General features: G+C 68.7%; 18 protein-coding genes and 1 pseudogene. 4 read left to right on the forward strand and 15 right to left on the reverse strand.

Annotation, left to right across the window (positions count from 1 at the left end; all coding sequences use genetic code 11):
• Positions 1-21: 21 nt before the first annotated feature.
• From ABD209_RS15010 to ABD209_RS15020, 3 genes are all read right to left on the reverse strand, one after another.
• A complete protein-coding gene (locus ABD209_RS15010; protein WP_344067643.1) occupies positions 22-324 on the reverse strand; it encodes a hypothetical protein in 303 nt (100 codons plus the stop codon).
• Positions 325-615: 291 nt separating this feature from the next.
• Positions 616-1,977 carry a phosphoglucosamine mutase gene (gene glmM, locus ABD209_RS15015; RefSeq protein ID WP_344067645.1) on the reverse strand — a complete coding sequence of 454 codons (1,362 nt, stop codon included), beginning with the start codon at positions 1,975-1,977 and terminating at the stop codon, positions 616-618.
• A 118-nt stretch (positions 1,978-2,095) separates the two neighbouring features.
• A complete protein-coding gene (locus ABD209_RS15020) occupies positions 2,096-2,632 on the reverse strand; it encodes a PadR family transcriptional regulator (RefSeq protein WP_344067647.1) in 537 nt (178 codons plus the stop codon).
• Between the two features lie 29 nt (positions 2,633-2,661).
• Here ABD209_RS15020 and ABD209_RS15025 point away from each other — a divergent pair, with 29 nt between their 5' ends.
• On the forward strand, positions 2,662-2,946 hold the full coding sequence (locus tag ABD209_RS15025; protein WP_344067649.1) for a hypothetical protein: 285 nt from the start codon (positions 2,662-2,664) through the stop codon (positions 2,944-2,946).
• Positions 2,947-3,087: 141 nt separating this feature from the next.
• On the opposite strand, the gene rpsI is transcribed toward ABD209_RS15025, so the two are convergent.
• The gene (gene rpsI / locus ABD209_RS15030; RefSeq protein WP_344067651.1) at positions 3,088-3,582 is read right to left on the reverse strand and encodes a 30S ribosomal protein S9; all 495 of its coding nucleotides are present in this window, start codon (positions 3,580-3,582) and stop codon (positions 3,088-3,090) included.
• A 38-nt stretch (positions 3,583-3,620) separates the two neighbouring features.
• Positions 3,621-4,064, reverse strand: a complete 444-nt coding sequence (rplM, locus tag ABD209_RS15035; RefSeq protein WP_324387684.1) for a 50S ribosomal protein L13 — start codon at positions 4,062-4,064, stop codon at positions 3,621-3,623.
• A gap of 245 nt (positions 4,065-4,309) precedes the next feature.
• Here rplM and ABD209_RS15040 point away from each other — a divergent pair, with 245 nt between their 5' ends.
• On the forward strand, positions 4,310-4,891 hold the full coding sequence (locus tag ABD209_RS15040) for a winged helix-turn-helix domain-containing protein (protein WP_324387685.1): 582 nt from the start codon (positions 4,310-4,312) through the stop codon (positions 4,889-4,891).
• Complete coding sequence (locus ABD209_RS15045) at positions 4,888-6,162, forward strand: MFS transporter (RefSeq protein ID WP_344067654.1); 1,275 nt, start codon at positions 4,888-4,890, stop codon at positions 6,160-6,162. Before ABD209_RS15040 ends, ABD209_RS15045 begins: the two co-directional genes overlap by 4 nt.
• On the opposite strand, the gene ABD209_RS15050 is transcribed toward ABD209_RS15045, so the two are convergent.
• Both ABD209_RS15050 and ABD209_RS15055 read right to left on the reverse strand, forming a co-directional pair.
• The gene (locus tag ABD209_RS15050; protein WP_344067656.1) at positions 6,152-6,793 is read right to left on the reverse strand and encodes a LuxR C-terminal-related transcriptional regulator; all 642 of its coding nucleotides are present in this window, start codon (positions 6,791-6,793) and stop codon (positions 6,152-6,154) included. The two genes, ABD209_RS15045 and ABD209_RS15050, sit on opposite strands and share 11 nt — an antisense overlap.
• On the reverse strand, positions 6,745-7,983 hold the full coding sequence (locus tag ABD209_RS15055) for a sensor histidine kinase (RefSeq protein WP_344067658.1): 1,239 nt from the start codon (positions 7,981-7,983) through the stop codon (positions 6,745-6,747). The genes ABD209_RS15050 and ABD209_RS15055 overlap by 49 nt, the downstream gene beginning before the upstream one ends.
• Positions 7,984-8,124: 141 nt before the next feature.
• Here ABD209_RS15055 and ABD209_RS15060 point away from each other — a divergent pair, with 141 nt between their 5' ends.
• Positions 8,125-10,314 (forward strand): MMPL family transporter, encoded by a 2,190-nt coding sequence (locus ABD209_RS15060; protein ID WP_344067660.1) that lies wholly within the window; start codon positions 8,125-8,127, stop codon positions 10,312-10,314.
• Here ABD209_RS15060 and ABD209_RS15065 read toward each other — a convergent pair.
• The 8 genes and pseudogenes from ABD209_RS15065 to ABD209_RS15095 all read right to left on the reverse strand — a co-directional run bounded on the left by ABD209_RS15065 (position 10,275) and on the right by ABD209_RS15095 (position 14,116).
• Positions 10,275-10,856 carry an ATP-dependent metallopeptidase FtsH/Yme1/Tma family protein gene (locus ABD209_RS15065; protein WP_344067662.1) on the reverse strand — a complete coding sequence of 194 codons (582 nt, stop codon included), beginning with the start codon at positions 10,854-10,856 and terminating at the stop codon, positions 10,275-10,277. The two genes, ABD209_RS15060 and ABD209_RS15065, sit on opposite strands and share 40 nt — an antisense overlap.
• Entirely contained in the window at positions 10,832-11,245 is a 414-nt protein-coding gene (locus ABD209_RS15070; RefSeq protein ID WP_344067664.1) for a hypothetical protein, read from the reverse strand. The genes ABD209_RS15065 and ABD209_RS15070 overlap by 25 nt, the downstream gene beginning before the upstream one ends.
• Positions 11,242-11,883, reverse strand: a complete 642-nt coding sequence (locus tag ABD209_RS15075) for a hypothetical protein (RefSeq protein WP_344067666.1) — start codon at positions 11,881-11,883, stop codon at positions 11,242-11,244. The genes ABD209_RS15070 and ABD209_RS15075 overlap by 4 nt, the downstream gene beginning before the upstream one ends.
• Positions 11,880-12,023 (reverse strand): hypothetical protein, encoded by a 144-nt coding sequence (locus tag ABD209_RS15080; RefSeq protein ID WP_344067668.1) that lies wholly within the window; start codon positions 12,021-12,023, stop codon positions 11,880-11,882. The genes ABD209_RS15075 and ABD209_RS15080 overlap by 4 nt, the downstream gene beginning before the upstream one ends.
• A gap of 56 nt (positions 12,024-12,079) precedes the next feature.
• A complete protein-coding gene (locus ABD209_RS15085; protein WP_344067670.1) occupies positions 12,080-12,475 on the reverse strand; it encodes a tautomerase family protein in 396 nt (131 codons plus the stop codon).
• Positions 12,476-12,529: 54 nt separating this feature from the next.
• Positions 12,530-13,024 carry a carbohydrate kinase family protein gene (locus ABD209_RS15090; protein WP_344067672.1) on the reverse strand — a complete coding sequence of 165 codons (495 nt, stop codon included), beginning with the start codon at positions 13,022-13,024 and terminating at the stop codon, positions 12,530-12,532.
• Between the two features lie 55 nt (positions 13,025-13,079).
• Positions 13,080-13,454: pseudogene (locus tag ABD209_RS19875) on the reverse strand (PfkB family carbohydrate kinase); the annotation flags it as partial.
• Positions 13,451-14,116 (reverse strand): TetR/AcrR family transcriptional regulator, encoded by a 666-nt coding sequence (locus tag ABD209_RS15095; RefSeq protein ID WP_344067674.1) that lies wholly within the window; start codon positions 14,114-14,116, stop codon positions 13,451-13,453. The gene ABD209_RS15095 and the pseudogene ABD209_RS19875, both read right to left, overlap by 4 nt.
• Positions 14,117-14,147: the final 31 nt, after the last annotated feature.

Here is a 14,147-nt window from a genome sequence, read left to right on the forward strand (position 1 = left end):
GCGCCTGCAGGCGATTCACCTTCATTCGGTCAAGGGCACGGCCATCCGGCCGGTCCCGTATGCCGGCGTGGACGCCCTCGGCCTGACTGGCGACCGCCGCAGGATGGTCGCCGACCGGGCGGGCGAATGGGTCACGGCGCGCCAGTTGCGCGCCCTCTTCCGGGTGGTTGCGGAACCCCGCAGACGGCCGGCGAGGCCGTGGCCCGGCGCCAGCGCTGGATCGACGAGAGCGCCGATTTCGCTGCAGCGCAGGAGATTCCCGTGCACGGATTTCGGCCGAACCGCATCGTGGACGGCGACGTCGAAGCCTTTGCCGAGGGACACCTGCGGCACGGTCGAGGTGGGCGAGGTCAGCCGCCACGTAGATGTGGTTGGGGATGCCGTTGACACCCGACGGTGTCGGTGGTACCAGGGTGGTCGATGCACCTGTGCGATGACGTGACGATCACGTCCCGTGATCTTGGGATAGGGCAGTAGGTGACTTTGGTGTACCCGTGTACATGATCGAAGGCCTGGGGTTGCTCGGCGAGCATGTGTGAATTGGGTCCGCCGCATTGTGGTCCATCGCTATCTGTCCGTTACGCCTCTCGGGCGGGCATGCCCTTTACGCGCCGGTCAACTGACCGGTGGTGCTGAGGCGAGGCAATCCTTGACGACGGCAGCCAGGCGATCGGCAACCGCCCGCGCCTGCTCCTGCGTGGCGGCCTCGACCATCACCCGGACGAGTGGCTCGGTGCCCGACTTGCGCAGCAGCACGCGACCGTTGTCCCCGAGCGCCACGATCTCAGTGGCGACAGCCGCCTGCAGCGTCTCGTCGGACTCGACCCGTGCGGTGTCGACGCCCTTGACGTTGACGAGCACCTGCGGCAGCCGAGTCATGACCGCGGCCAACTCGGCCAGAGGTGTGCGGGTCGCCGCCACGCGAGCCGCGACTAGCAGACCGGTCAGCACACCGTCGCCGGTCGTGCCGTGGTCGCTGATGATCACGTGCCCGGACTGCTCGCCACCGAGGGAGAAGTTGCCCTCGCGCATCTTCTCCAGCACATAACGGTCACCGACGCCGGTCTTGAGCACCGTCACGCCCTCGCGCGACATCGCTTGCAGCAGACCGAGATTCGACATGACGGTGGCCACGAGCGTGTCGTCGGCCAGGGCGCCGCGGTCCTTCATCGCCAGCGCCAGGATCGCCATGATCTGATCGCCGTCGACCACCTCACCGGCGGCATCGACGGCCAGGCAGCGGTCGGCGTCGCCGTCGTGCGCGATGCCGAAGTCGGCGCCGCGCGTGACCACGGCCTCCTGCAGGTGCTCGAGGTGGGTCGAGCCGTAGCCATCGTTGATGTTGAGCCCGTCCGGCTCGCAACCGATCTCGAAAACGTCGGCCCCCGCGAGCCGGAAGACCTCCGGCGAGACCGCGCTCGCTGCCCCATGCGCGCCATCGATGACGACGGTGAGCCCGTCCAACCGGTTGGGCAGCGCGGCGAGGAGGTGCGCGACATACCGGGCCTGGCCGGCGCGGTTGCGGTGGACACGGCCGATTTCGGCACCCACCGGCCGGACCCAGTCCTTGCCGTAGAGCGCGGCGATCTCGTCCTCGACCGCGTCGGGGAGCTTGTGCCCGCCGGCCGCGAAGAACTTGATGCCGTTGTCGGGCATGGCATTGTGCGAGGCCGAGAGCATGACGCCGAAGTGGGCGTCCATGTCGGCCGTCAGGAAGGCCACCGCCGGCGTGGGCAGCACGCCGGCGTCATGGACATCGACGCCCGCCGAGGCGAGCCCGGCAATGACGGCCGCCGCGAGGAACTCCCCCGACGCGCGCGGGTCCCGTCCGACGACGGCCTTCGGCTTGCGACCCACGGCCCGGGCGGGCTCACCGAGCACCTGAGCCGCTGCGATGGACAGGCCCAGAGCGAGCTCGGCGGTGATCTTGTCATTCGCGAGTCCGCGCACGCCGTCGGTGCCGAAAAGTCGTGCCATCAGGGGGTGCCTTCCAAGTTCTGTGGGGGCCGATCGGCCACCAGAGCCGACGTGAATGGTAGTCGTGATCCGCATCGGGCCGCGCCCGCAGGCCGCGCGTCCCCGCCTGCGCCCCGCGTCAGTCCCGGTCGGGCAGGGCACGGAGGGCCTCGGTGGCCCAGGCGAGATGGGCACGGGCGTGATGCTCGCCATACGCCAGCGTGAGCGCGCGATAGTCGTGTTCGGCGCCGGGTGGCTCGGTGTCCATATCGGCCCGGATGGCGGCGAATCGCGCCAGCGCGACCTCGGCACGCTCGATCTCCGCTTCGAGAAGCTCCCGGCTGCGCCCGGGCGGCAGTTGGGTGCCGAAGAACAAACGCAGCAGCAGGCCGTTGCGAGGTGGCGTGGCGTGATGCGGCTCGGCCAGCCGCTCGCGCAGCAGGACTGTGCCCGCCGGGGTGATCTCGAAGCGGCTGCCGGAGGTGCGTCCTGGCGTCGACCGGGCGATCGCGCCGGCCTGCTCCAGGGCGTTCAGCGCCGGGTAGATCTGGCCGAAGCTCTCATGCCAGAAGTCGCCGAGGATCTCGGTTATCGCCGCCCGCACTTCGTAGCCGGTCATCGAGCCAGTGGACAGCGCACCGAGCACGGCGAGTTCGGTCTGGGGGCGGCGCGACACAACGCCAGGATATCTGCTAGATATAAGGCGTGGTAGCTGCCAGATATGTCGAGATCGGGCTGCTGGGCGGGGTGGCCCTATTCCAGGCGGGCCTGGCCGCCGGGCTGCCCTGGGGCTCGGGAAGTCGGGGAGGCACGGCCGCCGCCGATGTCCTCCCGCCCGGCCTGCGCCTCGCGTCGGCCGCCAGCTGCGCCCTGCTGTCCGGCGTGACGTATGCCGTGGTGCGCTCCACCGGCTGGTCACCGCGCGGTTACCGCGGGTGGTGGCAAAGCGGGCGCCCTGGCGCCCGGTTCGTCACACCTACCTACAGGTAACCGTTGAGCGCTGACCGCGGACACAGCAAAGGCGCGGCTCGCCAAGGGAGAGCCGCGCCTTTGCGCTGGGGCCGCAGGCCCGTCGGGGTCCCCGAGAAGTATCGCCCGCGAGCTTGCGAGCGAGGAACCTCGTGGGGTGACTTAGCGCTTGCTGTACTGCGGCGCCTTGCGGGCCTTCTTCAGACCGGCCTTCTTGCGCTCGGGAACGCGGGCGTCGCGCGTGAGGTAACCGGCCTTCTTCAGGGTCGGGCGGTTCAGCTCGGAGTCGACGCCATTAAGCGAGCGGGCCACACCGAGGCGGACCGCGCCGGCCTGGCCGGAGGGGCCACCGCCGTGCACGCGGACGAGCACGTCATAGGCACCGTCGAGCTCGAGCGCCTTGAGCGGCTCGTTCACGATTTGCTGGTGGACCTTGTTGGGGAAGTAGTTCTCCAGCGAGCGACCATTGATGGTCCACTCGCCGGTGCCCGGGACGATGCGCACGCGGGCGATGGCCTGCTTGCGTCGGCCGGTGCCGCCGCCGGGGGCGGAGGCGGTGGGGCGGCGGGCGGGCTCACCGGAGACCGGGCCCTCGGACTCGGAGGTGTATTCGGTCAGCTCGACGTCGTCATCGAGCTCGTAGGTGGTGTCAGTCACGGCGTGATTTCCTTTGTGTCGGTTCTCGATCGGCGCCGTTACTGCGCGACCTGGGAGATCGTGAAGGGCTTGGGCTGCTGGGCGGTGTGCGGGTGCTCGGCACCGGCGTAGACCTTCAGCTTGGTCAGCTGCTGACGACCGAGCGTGGTCTTGGGCAGCATGCCGCGGACAGCCTTCTCGACGGCTTTGGCCGGGTCGCGTTCGAGCAGCTGAGCGTAGGTCTCGGACTTCAGGCCGCCCGGGAAGCCGGAGTGGCGGTAGGCGCGCTTCTGCTGCAGCTTGGCGCCGGTCAGCGCGACCTTGTCGGCGTTGATGATGATGACGAAGTCGCCCATGTCGACGTGGGGGGCGAAGGTCGCCTTGTGCTTGCCACGCAGCAGCGCCGCGGTCTGGCTCGCGAGGCGCCCGAGGACGACATCGGTGGCGTCGATGACGTGCCACTGACGGACGGCGTCGCCCGCCTTGGGGGTGAAAGTACGCAACGTCTTGCCTTACGTGAGATTCGGATGAGGCTCGTATGCCGCGTGCTCCCGCCGGGCGATAGCCCTCGCGGTTGATCCGCCCACCAGGGGCGCACGGCACAACGACTCAAGTTTAGGGGCCCTTCCCTCGCCTCCCAAATCCAGCACCGCGCGCCCAGAGAACCCCCTGACCTGCGCGTATGCCGCAGGGCGGACAATCGCATAATAGTTTTGCAAACGAAGTATGCACATGTATTGTGCATTCTATGAGTGAGTCCGCCGACTTCATCCGCCTGGATTCGACCAGCGTGAAAGTCCTCGCCCACCCCCTTCGCTCGCGCCTGATCGGTGCGTTGCGCATGAACGGCCCTTCCACCGCGACCGCCCTGGCCGCAGCTCTGGGCACCAACTCGGGGGCCACGTCCTACCACCTGCGCAAACTGGCGGAGGTGGGCCTGGTCGTCGACACCGGGGACGGTGACGGCAAGTCACGCGTGTGGGCGGCGGCCTCGACAATGACCCAGTTCGAGGTCAGCGACTTCGACGACGATGACGATGCGGCGACGGCGATGGGCTGGCTGACGCGAGACTGGCTGCGCCACTTCACCGAGAAGTTCGGTCGATGGCTCGATGTCCAGGGCAACTGGCCGGGCGTGTGGCGGAACCGGGCCAGCATGAACGACGACATGGTGGTGGTCACGGCCGATCAGCTCCGGGACATGCACGCCGAGATCGACACCGTCGTCGAGCGCTATCGGCGTGTGGGGCAAGGCAATCCGGAAGCCAAGCGGGTTGCGGTCTATCTGGTGTTCTATCCGATCGACATGGACAAGGCGCCGCGCCGATGAGCACGGCCATGCGGCATACGGCAATGTCCCTGGAGCAGGCGACGCGGATCTTCTATCTGCTCAATTTCACGCGCTGGTTCCCGGTCGGCTTCGTCGTCGGCATCTTCATCCTCATCCAGACCGGACGCGGATTGACCATCGCGCAGGCGATGACGGCAGCCGCAGTCTCGGGCTTCGCCTGCTTCGCCCTAGAGCTGCCGACCAGCGGTTTTGCCGACGCTTTCGGCCGCCGGGCGGTCTACCTGGCCGCTGCCGTGGTCAATGTGCTCGCCGGCGCCGCCTATCTGTTCGCCCAGAACTTCTGGCAGTTCGTGGGGGCGGCGGCGCTCATGGGCACCTTCCGAGCGCTGGATTCCGGCCCCCTGGAGGCGTGGTTCGTCGACACCGTCCACGAGGGCAGTCCGGGCGCGGATGTCGATCAGGAGTTATCCCGCGCGGGCACGGTGCTCGGCCTGGCCGTGGGAGCTGGTGCCCTGATCAGCGGCGGATTGATCTGGTGGCACCCGGTCAGGGCCTTCGCGGCCATCGACCTGGCGGTGGCCGTCTTCGCGCTGCTCAATGTCGTGCATCTGGCTGCGACCTGGCTGCTGCTGCGCGAGGGGCCACGCGCGATCTCCACCGGCGAGCAGGAACGGCACGCCTGGGCTTCGGCGCGCGAGGCCCCTGCGGTCATCGCATCGGGGGTGCGCCTGCTGGCGACCAACAAGGTCCTCCTCGGCATCATCCTCGCCGAGATCGCCTGGTCGATCGGCATGGTCGCCTTCGAGTCGTTGCTTCCTCTGCGCTTGGAGGAATTGCTCGGCAGCGCCCAGGCCGCCGGCGCCACGATGGGTCCGGTCGCCGCGGTCGGCTGGGGCATCTTTGCCCTCGGCACGTGGATCGCCGGCAAGGCGTCGAAACGCTGGGGGGTGGCCCGGGCCGCGATGCTCGGCCGCACCCTGAACGCCACTGGCGTGCTGTTGATGGCGTGGGCGTTCACGCCCGCGGGCCTGATCGCGGCGTATCTGTTCACCTACACCTGGCACGGCGTCAACGGCCCGCCGCACAGCGCGCTGCTGCATCGCGAGGCCGAGGCGCGCAACCGGGCGACCGTGCTGTCGATCAACTCGATGTTCGCCTTTCTGGCCTTCGGCGTCGCCGGCCCCCTCGCCGGTCTGCTGGCCGACCGGGCGTCGATCCGGCTGGCCATGCTCGCCGTCGGGCTGACCAGCTTGCTCGGAGTCGCGGCCTATCTCCCGGCCCGCCGCGCCGAGTGCGCTGTCAGATCTTGAGCCACGCCAGGACGGCTAGCACGCGGCGATTGTCATCGACCGCGACGGGCAGATCGAGCTTGGTGAAGATGTTGTTGATGTGCTTGGCGACAGCCTTCTCGGTGACGAAAAGCGCCTCGGCGATGGCCTGGTTCGAGCGGCCCTGGGCCATCAACTCCAGCACCTCCCGCTCGCGCGGGCTGAGCCGGTCAACCGGCGCGTTGCGCTGCCGATTCATCAGTGCCGCAACGACTTCCGGGTCCAGGACAGTGCCGCCGGCAGCGACCCGACGCACGCTGTCGATGAACTCCCCGGTGTCGGCGACCCGGTCCTTGAGCAAGTAGCCCACCGCGCCCTCGCCCGAGGCGAGCAACTCGCGGGCGTACAACTGCTCGACATACTGACTCAGCACCAGCACCGGGAAGCCGGGCCGGGTGGCGCGAGCCCGGATCGCCGCCCGCAGGCCTTCGTCGCTGAAGGTCGGCGGCAGTCGCACGTCGAGGATCGCCACCTCGGCCTCGGGCAACTGCAGCGTCTCGTCGAGTCCGGCCGAGCCTTCCAACGCCGCCACGACCTCACAGCCGTATGCCCGCAGCAGCCGGGTCAGCCCGTCCCGGAGGAGGACGTGGTCCTCGGCGACAACCACTCGCATGGGATCTCCACAGTGATCACAGTCGGCCCGCCCACCGGGCTCGACATCTCCATCGTGCCGTCAAAAGCCGCCAGCCGCCGAGCGATTCCGGCCAGGCCACTCCCCCGGCCCATATCGGCACCACCGTTCCCGTCGTCACCGACAAGCAGCCGCAGCCGTCCCTCGGGCGCAGCGATGACGACCCAGGCGTTGCGCGCCCCCGAGTGTTTGACGACATTGGCGAGAAATTCTGCCGTCGCAAAATAGGCTGCCGACTCCACCGGAGCCGGCAGGCGCCCCGGCAGGGCCGCATCGACGGTCACCGGGATCGGCAGATCCAGGGCGAGTGCCTGGACGGCCCCGATGAGCCCACGATCCGCGAGCACGGGCGGATGGATGCCGCGCACGACCGACCGCAACTCGCCGAGGGCCGTGCCGGTGCTCTGGCGAGCCTCTTGGAGTAGTTGGCGGGCAAGTTGCGGGTCCCGGTCGAGCAGATCCGCAGCCATCCCGAGGTTCATGCCCAGCGCGACGAGGCGGGCCTGCGCACCGTCGTGCAGATCGCGCTCGATACGCCGGATCTCCGCGGCCGAAGCGTCGACCGCGTCGGCCCGGGAGGTCGTCAGGTCGGCGACCCGGCGCTCGAGGGCGGCCTGGGGATCGGGTCGCAGGATGGCCGCCTCCGTCTCGGTGCGCAACCGCATGAAGAAGTCCCCGAGGATCCACCACACCGGAACGAGCACCACGGCAATACCGATGAGCAGCAACGACACCCAGGTCGGAGCCCCCTCGCCTGCCCACAGCCCGAAGGCGGTCGCGACCAGGGCGATCACGCCCGCGGGCAACGCCGCGGAGAGCGCGGAGAGGATCAGCCCGCCGGATGCGGCGAAGAGGAACCACAGGACGTATTGCCAAAAGGCCCGCGCGCCGAGCCAGCGGCGCACCTGCGGCCAGATGCCGGGTTCGTCGCGGGGCAAGACAGGCACCGGGACCTCGCGGCCGAGGAAGCTCTGCGCCATCGCCGCGTTGACCCTCGCGAAGGCAGCCACCGCCGGTGCCCAGGGCCGGATCAACAGCAGCCCGACGCCGAGGACCGAGAGGCCGAACGCCAGCGAGCCGAAGGCCATCAGCAACGCGACGGGCACGGCCATGAGCATGTGGCCGAGGCCATAGCCGGCCGCCAACCACGGCGAGCGTCGCGTTCGGAACATGGCTCCATCCTCGCCCGCCCGGCCGCCACCGGCAGGGGTGTTACCACCACTTCTCGTTGGGGAGTCAGCGCTCCTGCCCCCCGAAGCTGCTGCCGGAAGGCTCGTCGTGACCCAATCGACCGACTTCCGGAGGCCACAACCATGTCCTGGATCACCGCACTGCCCACCCGCGCTGCTCGCTGGAGCGCAGCCCACCCGTGGCGCGCCATCGGCGCCTGGTTCGCCTTCGTCGCGCTCGCCGTCGGGATGGCCGTTCTGGTGCCGGCCCAATCGACCACCGATGCCGACTATCGGGTCGGCGACTCCGGCCGCGCCCACGCCCTGCTCGAAAGGTCCGGGTTACTTGCACCCCCGGGCGAGGCGGTTCTGATCACCGCACGATCCGGCGCCCTCGATCCCGCGGCGGTGACGAGCGCCGCGCGGCAGCTGACCGACCGGATGACGCGGGCGCCGGGAGTGGCCGCCGTCGCGCCACTGGTCTGGAACGGGGACCGGACCGCGGCTCTGGTGACGATCACCCTCACGGACGGCGCGCAGCACGGAACGGCGTTGACGCGAATCACCGAGTCCGTGGCCGCCGCCAACCCGGCACTGGAGGTGCGGGAGGCCGGGGACCTGACCATCGACGAGGGCATCAACGAGCGCGTCGCCGCAGATCTGCATACAGCAGAGGTGATTTCGTTACCCGTGACCCTCCTGCTCATGCTCCTGGTCTTCGGCGCCCTGGTCGCGGCCGGCGTCCCGGTCTTGCTGGCCGGCACTTCGGTCGCCGCCACCATGGGGCTGGCTGCACCGATCTCTTACCTTGTGCCCGCAGAGCCGACGGTGAACTCGATGATCGTGCTGATCGGGATGGCTGTCGGCGTCGACTACTCGCTCTTCTACCTCAAGCGCGAGCGCGAAGAACGCGCCAAGGGGGCCGGCACGATCGACGCCGTCGAGATCGCGGCGCGCACCTCGGGCCACGCGATCCTCGTCTCGGGCCTCGCTGTGATCGCCTCGCTGGCCGGACTCTTCCTGGCGGGTGGAGCAACCTTCACCTCCCTCGCGACCGGCGCGATCCTCGTCGTCGGCGTGGCCATGATCGCCTCCATCACCGTGCTTCCAGCCCTCCTCGTCAAGCTCGGCCGTTGGGTGGACCGCCCGCGAGTTCCGTTGCTGTGGAGAGTGACTCGTCGTGCCGGTCGACGGGGCACCAGCGCTCGCCTGCTCACGCCGGTCGTGCGCTACCCGCGCACGGCACTTGTGATCGGCCTCGCCGCCGCCATCGGCTTGTCACTGCCGGCGTTCGGGATGCGCCTGCACCAAGCCAGCCTCGCGACGCTGCCTCAGGACATCCCCGTCGTCGCGACGGCCGGCCGGATTGCAGCCGAGTTCCCGTCACAAGGAAGTCAGGCCGTCGTCGTCGTTGAGGCGCCGGCGGACGACCAGCCGCGGGTCGCGCAGTCGCTGCGCGCGTTGTCCGCCGCCGCCGTGGCGACGCCCGCCTTCGTGCCCACGGAGGGCGACACGGTGACCACGTCCGCGGACAAGACGGTCACCCGACTAACCCTCGCCATCCGGTATGCCGAGCAGGACCCCCGCACCGACGATGCCATCCAGAGGTTGCGAACGTCATTGGCACCCAACGCACTCGACCGGCTCGGCGCGCAATACGTCATCGGCGGCGACGCCGCCTGGAATCTCGATGTCACGCAGCGGCAACTCGATCGGCTGCCCTGGGTGATCGGCTTCGTCGTCGCTTTGACACTGGTGATGATGGGCCTGGCCTTCCGCAGCATCCGACTGGCGATGCTGTCCGCGGGACTCAATCTGCTCTCTGTCGGCGTCGCTTTCGGCGTGATGCGCCTGGTCTTCCAGGACGGCCACTTCGCGTCCGCCTTGGATTTCACCAGCCCGGGATACCTCATCGACTGGGTGCCACTCGTGGTGCTCGCGGTCCTCGTAGGCCTGTCCATGGACTACCACGTCTTCGTTGTCAGCCGGGTGCGCGAGTATGCCGAGCAGGGTCTAGGTGCCCGCGCGGCAGTCCGGCTAGGAATCACCGACACCGCCGGTGTCGTGACGAGCGCCGCGGCCGTCATGGTCTCGGTCTTCGCGATCTTCGCGGCGATGTCGCTGCTGGAGATGAAGATGATGGGAGTGGGGCTGGCGGTCGCCATCCTGCTGGATGCCACGCTGATCCGGCTGGTCATCCTCCCCTCAGCTCTCGTCCTCCTCGGCGACGGGCCGTGGCAGCGCAGGACACCCCCGGTGACGACCGCACCGGCGTCCTCGACCGTGCTCCGGCCTCAGTCGCGGCGGGTCGTGGAATGGAGTGCAGCCCGATAGGACGGCATGGTCAGATGACCTTCGGTGCGCACGTGGGTGGTGATGCTGTGCTCGCCCAGCAGGGCGGTCACGGCATTGCTGTCCAGACGGCCCGCGGTGACAAGCGCGCCGGACAGGGCGAGCAGGGCGGACTTGTGGTCGCCGAGTTCGGCGCGCCCCTCGGCGACGAGGCGGGCGATCATCTTCTCGATGTCCGGCTCGGCGACCGTCCGGTCCATCGCATACTCCGCACCCAACATGTAGTTCAACTGGAACTCGTGATCGAAACCGAAGCGGCCGACGAAGTCGATGATCATCGAGGTGGCTCGCTCCCGGTCCACGCCCCGGCCGACCGAGGCCAAGGACTTGCCGAAAACGAGTTCCTCGGCAATCCCGCCGGCGAGCGCAGCCTTGGCCTGGCGGATCAGCGCATCAGCGGTCTCATAGACCGGATGCGGCGTGGTGAAGCCGCCGACATAGGTCGACGCCACCCGCGCGGTCAGTTGAAGCGGGGCGAGGCCGAAGAGAACGGCATACATCAAGGCATGCCCCGACTCGTGCACCGCTGCATTCGCGATCTTGTCGGGGGAACTGCTTTGCCGGACCCGGTCCAGACGTCCGGTATATAGGGCCAGCTCACGGTCTCGGCGCCGACAAGCGCCTGCAGCGATTGCGCGGTCTCGTCATAGGCAAGAGCGATGCGGGAATCCCCGGCCAGAATGGCACGGAAGAGCAGCTTGGCCAGGTTGTTGTCCAGGATGTCGGCGACGCTTGAGAAGACCGGCCGCACGCCCTGCACCGGAAAGACGCCATTGCGATGGATCAGGTCGTGCACGCTCTGGTCGATGGTGACCTCGACCCCGAATCGCTCGCGAATCCCCGCGCAGACGCGCTCGACCTCGCGGCGGATCAGCTCGACAAAGTCCTTGTGCCGCAACGACGTATAGATCAAGTGGGTGTGCCGAAGTGGGCCACCTGCTCGGGTTTGAAGCGCCGCGTCAGCGCGGCCTTGACGTCGACCACGGTGACCTTGTCGGCATAGGCCGCGAAGACGTCAGCGTCCACATCGGCCTCCGCGCCAGCCGTCGCCATGGTGAAGGCCTCGTCGAGATTGCCACTGATGAGGATGAGGCTGCGCGAGCAGTCGATCGGTTCGTAGACGGACTTGACGACCTGCTCGTGCCGAGCGCGCTTGAGGGCCTGCTCGGGAGTCATCCGCGCCAGGACCTCGAGCTCGTCGATCAGCCGCAACTGGGACTTCAGTTGTCGCGCCTCCCAGATGCCGATCGTCGGATCCGGGATCTCCTCACCGGCCGCCCGCCGCCGCGCCTGCTCGGCCACGGTGTAGGACAACGTCGCGATGAGGAACTGCAGGTCGGGATTCTCACGGCGCGCCAGCCGCCCGTCGCTGAGCAGCTCCCAGAAGTCGCTGAACTTCGTGTTGGGGACCGGATTCCCCTCGTGGTCAAGGGTATTGAAGCGGTGGATCTCATCGACGAGCATGAAGGTCGGTTTGCCCTCCAGAGCCCCTGACTCGGAGAGCCGGGAGACGACCGAGGTGTGCCAGGTCGTGCTGTCGGCATTGGTCAACTCGATCTCGACGAGCGATCCGCGAGGTCGAGCGCGCGCACCAACCGCCGCACGAGCTCGGTCTTCCCGACGCCCGTCATGTCCCAAAGGTTGACGATCACCGGGCGCGACAGCAACTCCGGAGCGACAAACCAAATCATCACGGCGTCGCACAGTTTGCGGAAGGTGGGGTGCAGGGGCGGCGTTCCGGGGGTGGTCAGACGTTGATGTCGAAGCCAAGATCGACGTCGCTGGCAGGGCGGCCGCCGCTGATCCCCCAGTTCTCGGGCGGGCTCTCCCGCAACAGGATCGAGACGAGCCCTCGCGGAATCCCGAGGGTTTCGAGTCGTTCGACGATCTCGCGATAGAGCGCACGCTTGTCCTCGATCGACCTGCCGCTGAAGCAGTCAATGGTGACGCGCGTGTCGCCGTCCGGCTCACCGTCGGCAAGACCGTTGAGCATCCGATGCGGCTCGTAAGCCTGAAGGCGGATGTAGCGATCCTCATCGGGGATCCGGAACGCCGCGACCAGGCTCGCGTGTACCGCCTCGATGATGGCCGCTTCTTCCGCGCGGGTATAGGCGCGGCGGACTTCGATGAGCGTGCTGGGCATCGGCACACCCTGCCACACCGGCGGCAGGGGCGGTGGCGGCATTTCCCCGAGGCTTCACCCCAGGGCAGCCAGGGCGCGCCGAGCGCGATCACGAGCAGCAGGATCTGCCGACCAGCCGAGCGCGCCGGCGTGCTCGACCGACGCGGTGGCAACCTCGGCGGCGAAGGTGAGGATGCCGGCATACATGCTGGGGTCGGGGACGGATGCCAGCGCGGCGAGGGTCGCGCCGTGCAACACGTCGCCGGCACCAAGGGTGTCGATGACACGACGAGCCACAGGGATTGCGACCACGGATTCCGTTGCGCCGGAGCGTAATCGGAGGGGACCGGCAGCGCCGCTGGCGGCCGCCACTCGCGCACCCGCGCCGAGACACCAAGCGAGCGGATCGCCCCCATCACCAGCACGGAAGTCTGCCGAGAGCAGGGCGAGATCCACGTCCGGCAAGTAGCTCTCCATGCCGTCCTTGTAGCTGCCACCGTCCAGCAGCACCGGCAGGTGCCGCTCGCCCCGCGCGAGCGGCAGCTGCCGGTAGCGACCCCCCGTGCCCATCGACCAGCACGGCCGCGGCTCCCGCGACGGCTTCCGCACAGCGGGCGGCAAGATGTCCGGAGTCGCCCAAGTGCGGGGGCGCCCCGCCCGACACCACCGTTCTCGACCCGTCCGCGGCGTTGATCATCACGCTCGACATCGGCGACGGATTCGGTTGCCTGGCAACGGGATCGACCCACTCGACCCCCTCGGCCGTCAATGCCGACCGCACCCACCCGGTCAGTGGTGAGTCGCCAAAGGGAGCGATCAACCGGGCGCTGAGACCTAGTGCGCTCGCCACACGCGCGGCATTGGCAGCCGGCCCGCCGACCTCGATTCGCTGACTGAGCCCCAGGATCTTATGGTCCGGACTCGGCGGGCCGGCGACGACGTGGACAAGATCGACGGTGACGAGGCCGGCGCAAACGACCGTGCGAGTCACCCCGGTCATGGCACAGCCACCGCCGCGAACCACTGCGCCACCCCCGGCGATCCTGGCAAGGGACGAGCGCAGATCTCCTGCGCCTCCTGAGCCGAGACCCCCAACATCCTCAGGACCCCTGCGGACACGGCGTCGATGGCCGAGGTCGTCAAACCCGGGGTGACGACGGCGGCTCGCATCAACCCGAGCAGCACGCCGCCGACTGCGAGGAGGTGCACCTCGGGGTCCAACGCGATGAACCGGCCCGAGTCCACGCCGGCGCGCAGATCGGCGAGGGCGGCCTGCCGCAGACCCCGGTCGACCAGCAGGATCTCGCTCCCCCGCGCCAGCACGGGCGCGAAGAGATCCGGCTGGGCGGCGCCCAGACGCCCGGTTATCCGGAAGCTGAGGGCGAAGACCTCGGCCGGGTCGGGCAGCGGTTCGGTGAGGCTGGTCACCCACGCCGAGTACGCATCCAGCACATCGAGGACCGCCTCGGTGAACAACTCGTCCTTGCCCCCGGGGAAGTGATTGAAGAAGGAGCCGAAGCCCACGCCCGCCCGCTTGGTGATCTCCTCGATGCTGGCAGTCTCCCGGCCCTCGGCCAGCAGTTGTCTCGCCGCAGCGAGGAGCGCGGCCCGGGTGCGCGCCCGGCGCTTCGAATGCCCGGTGGGTGCGGCTCCGGTGCTCATCGATCCTCCTGAGATGACGAGTTCATCATAT

Origin of the sequence: Nostocoides vanveenii (assembly GCF_039531165.1) — a bacterium.
GTDB lineage: Bacteria > Actinomycetota > Actinomycetes > Actinomycetales > Dermatophilaceae > Nostocoides_A > Nostocoides_A vanveenii.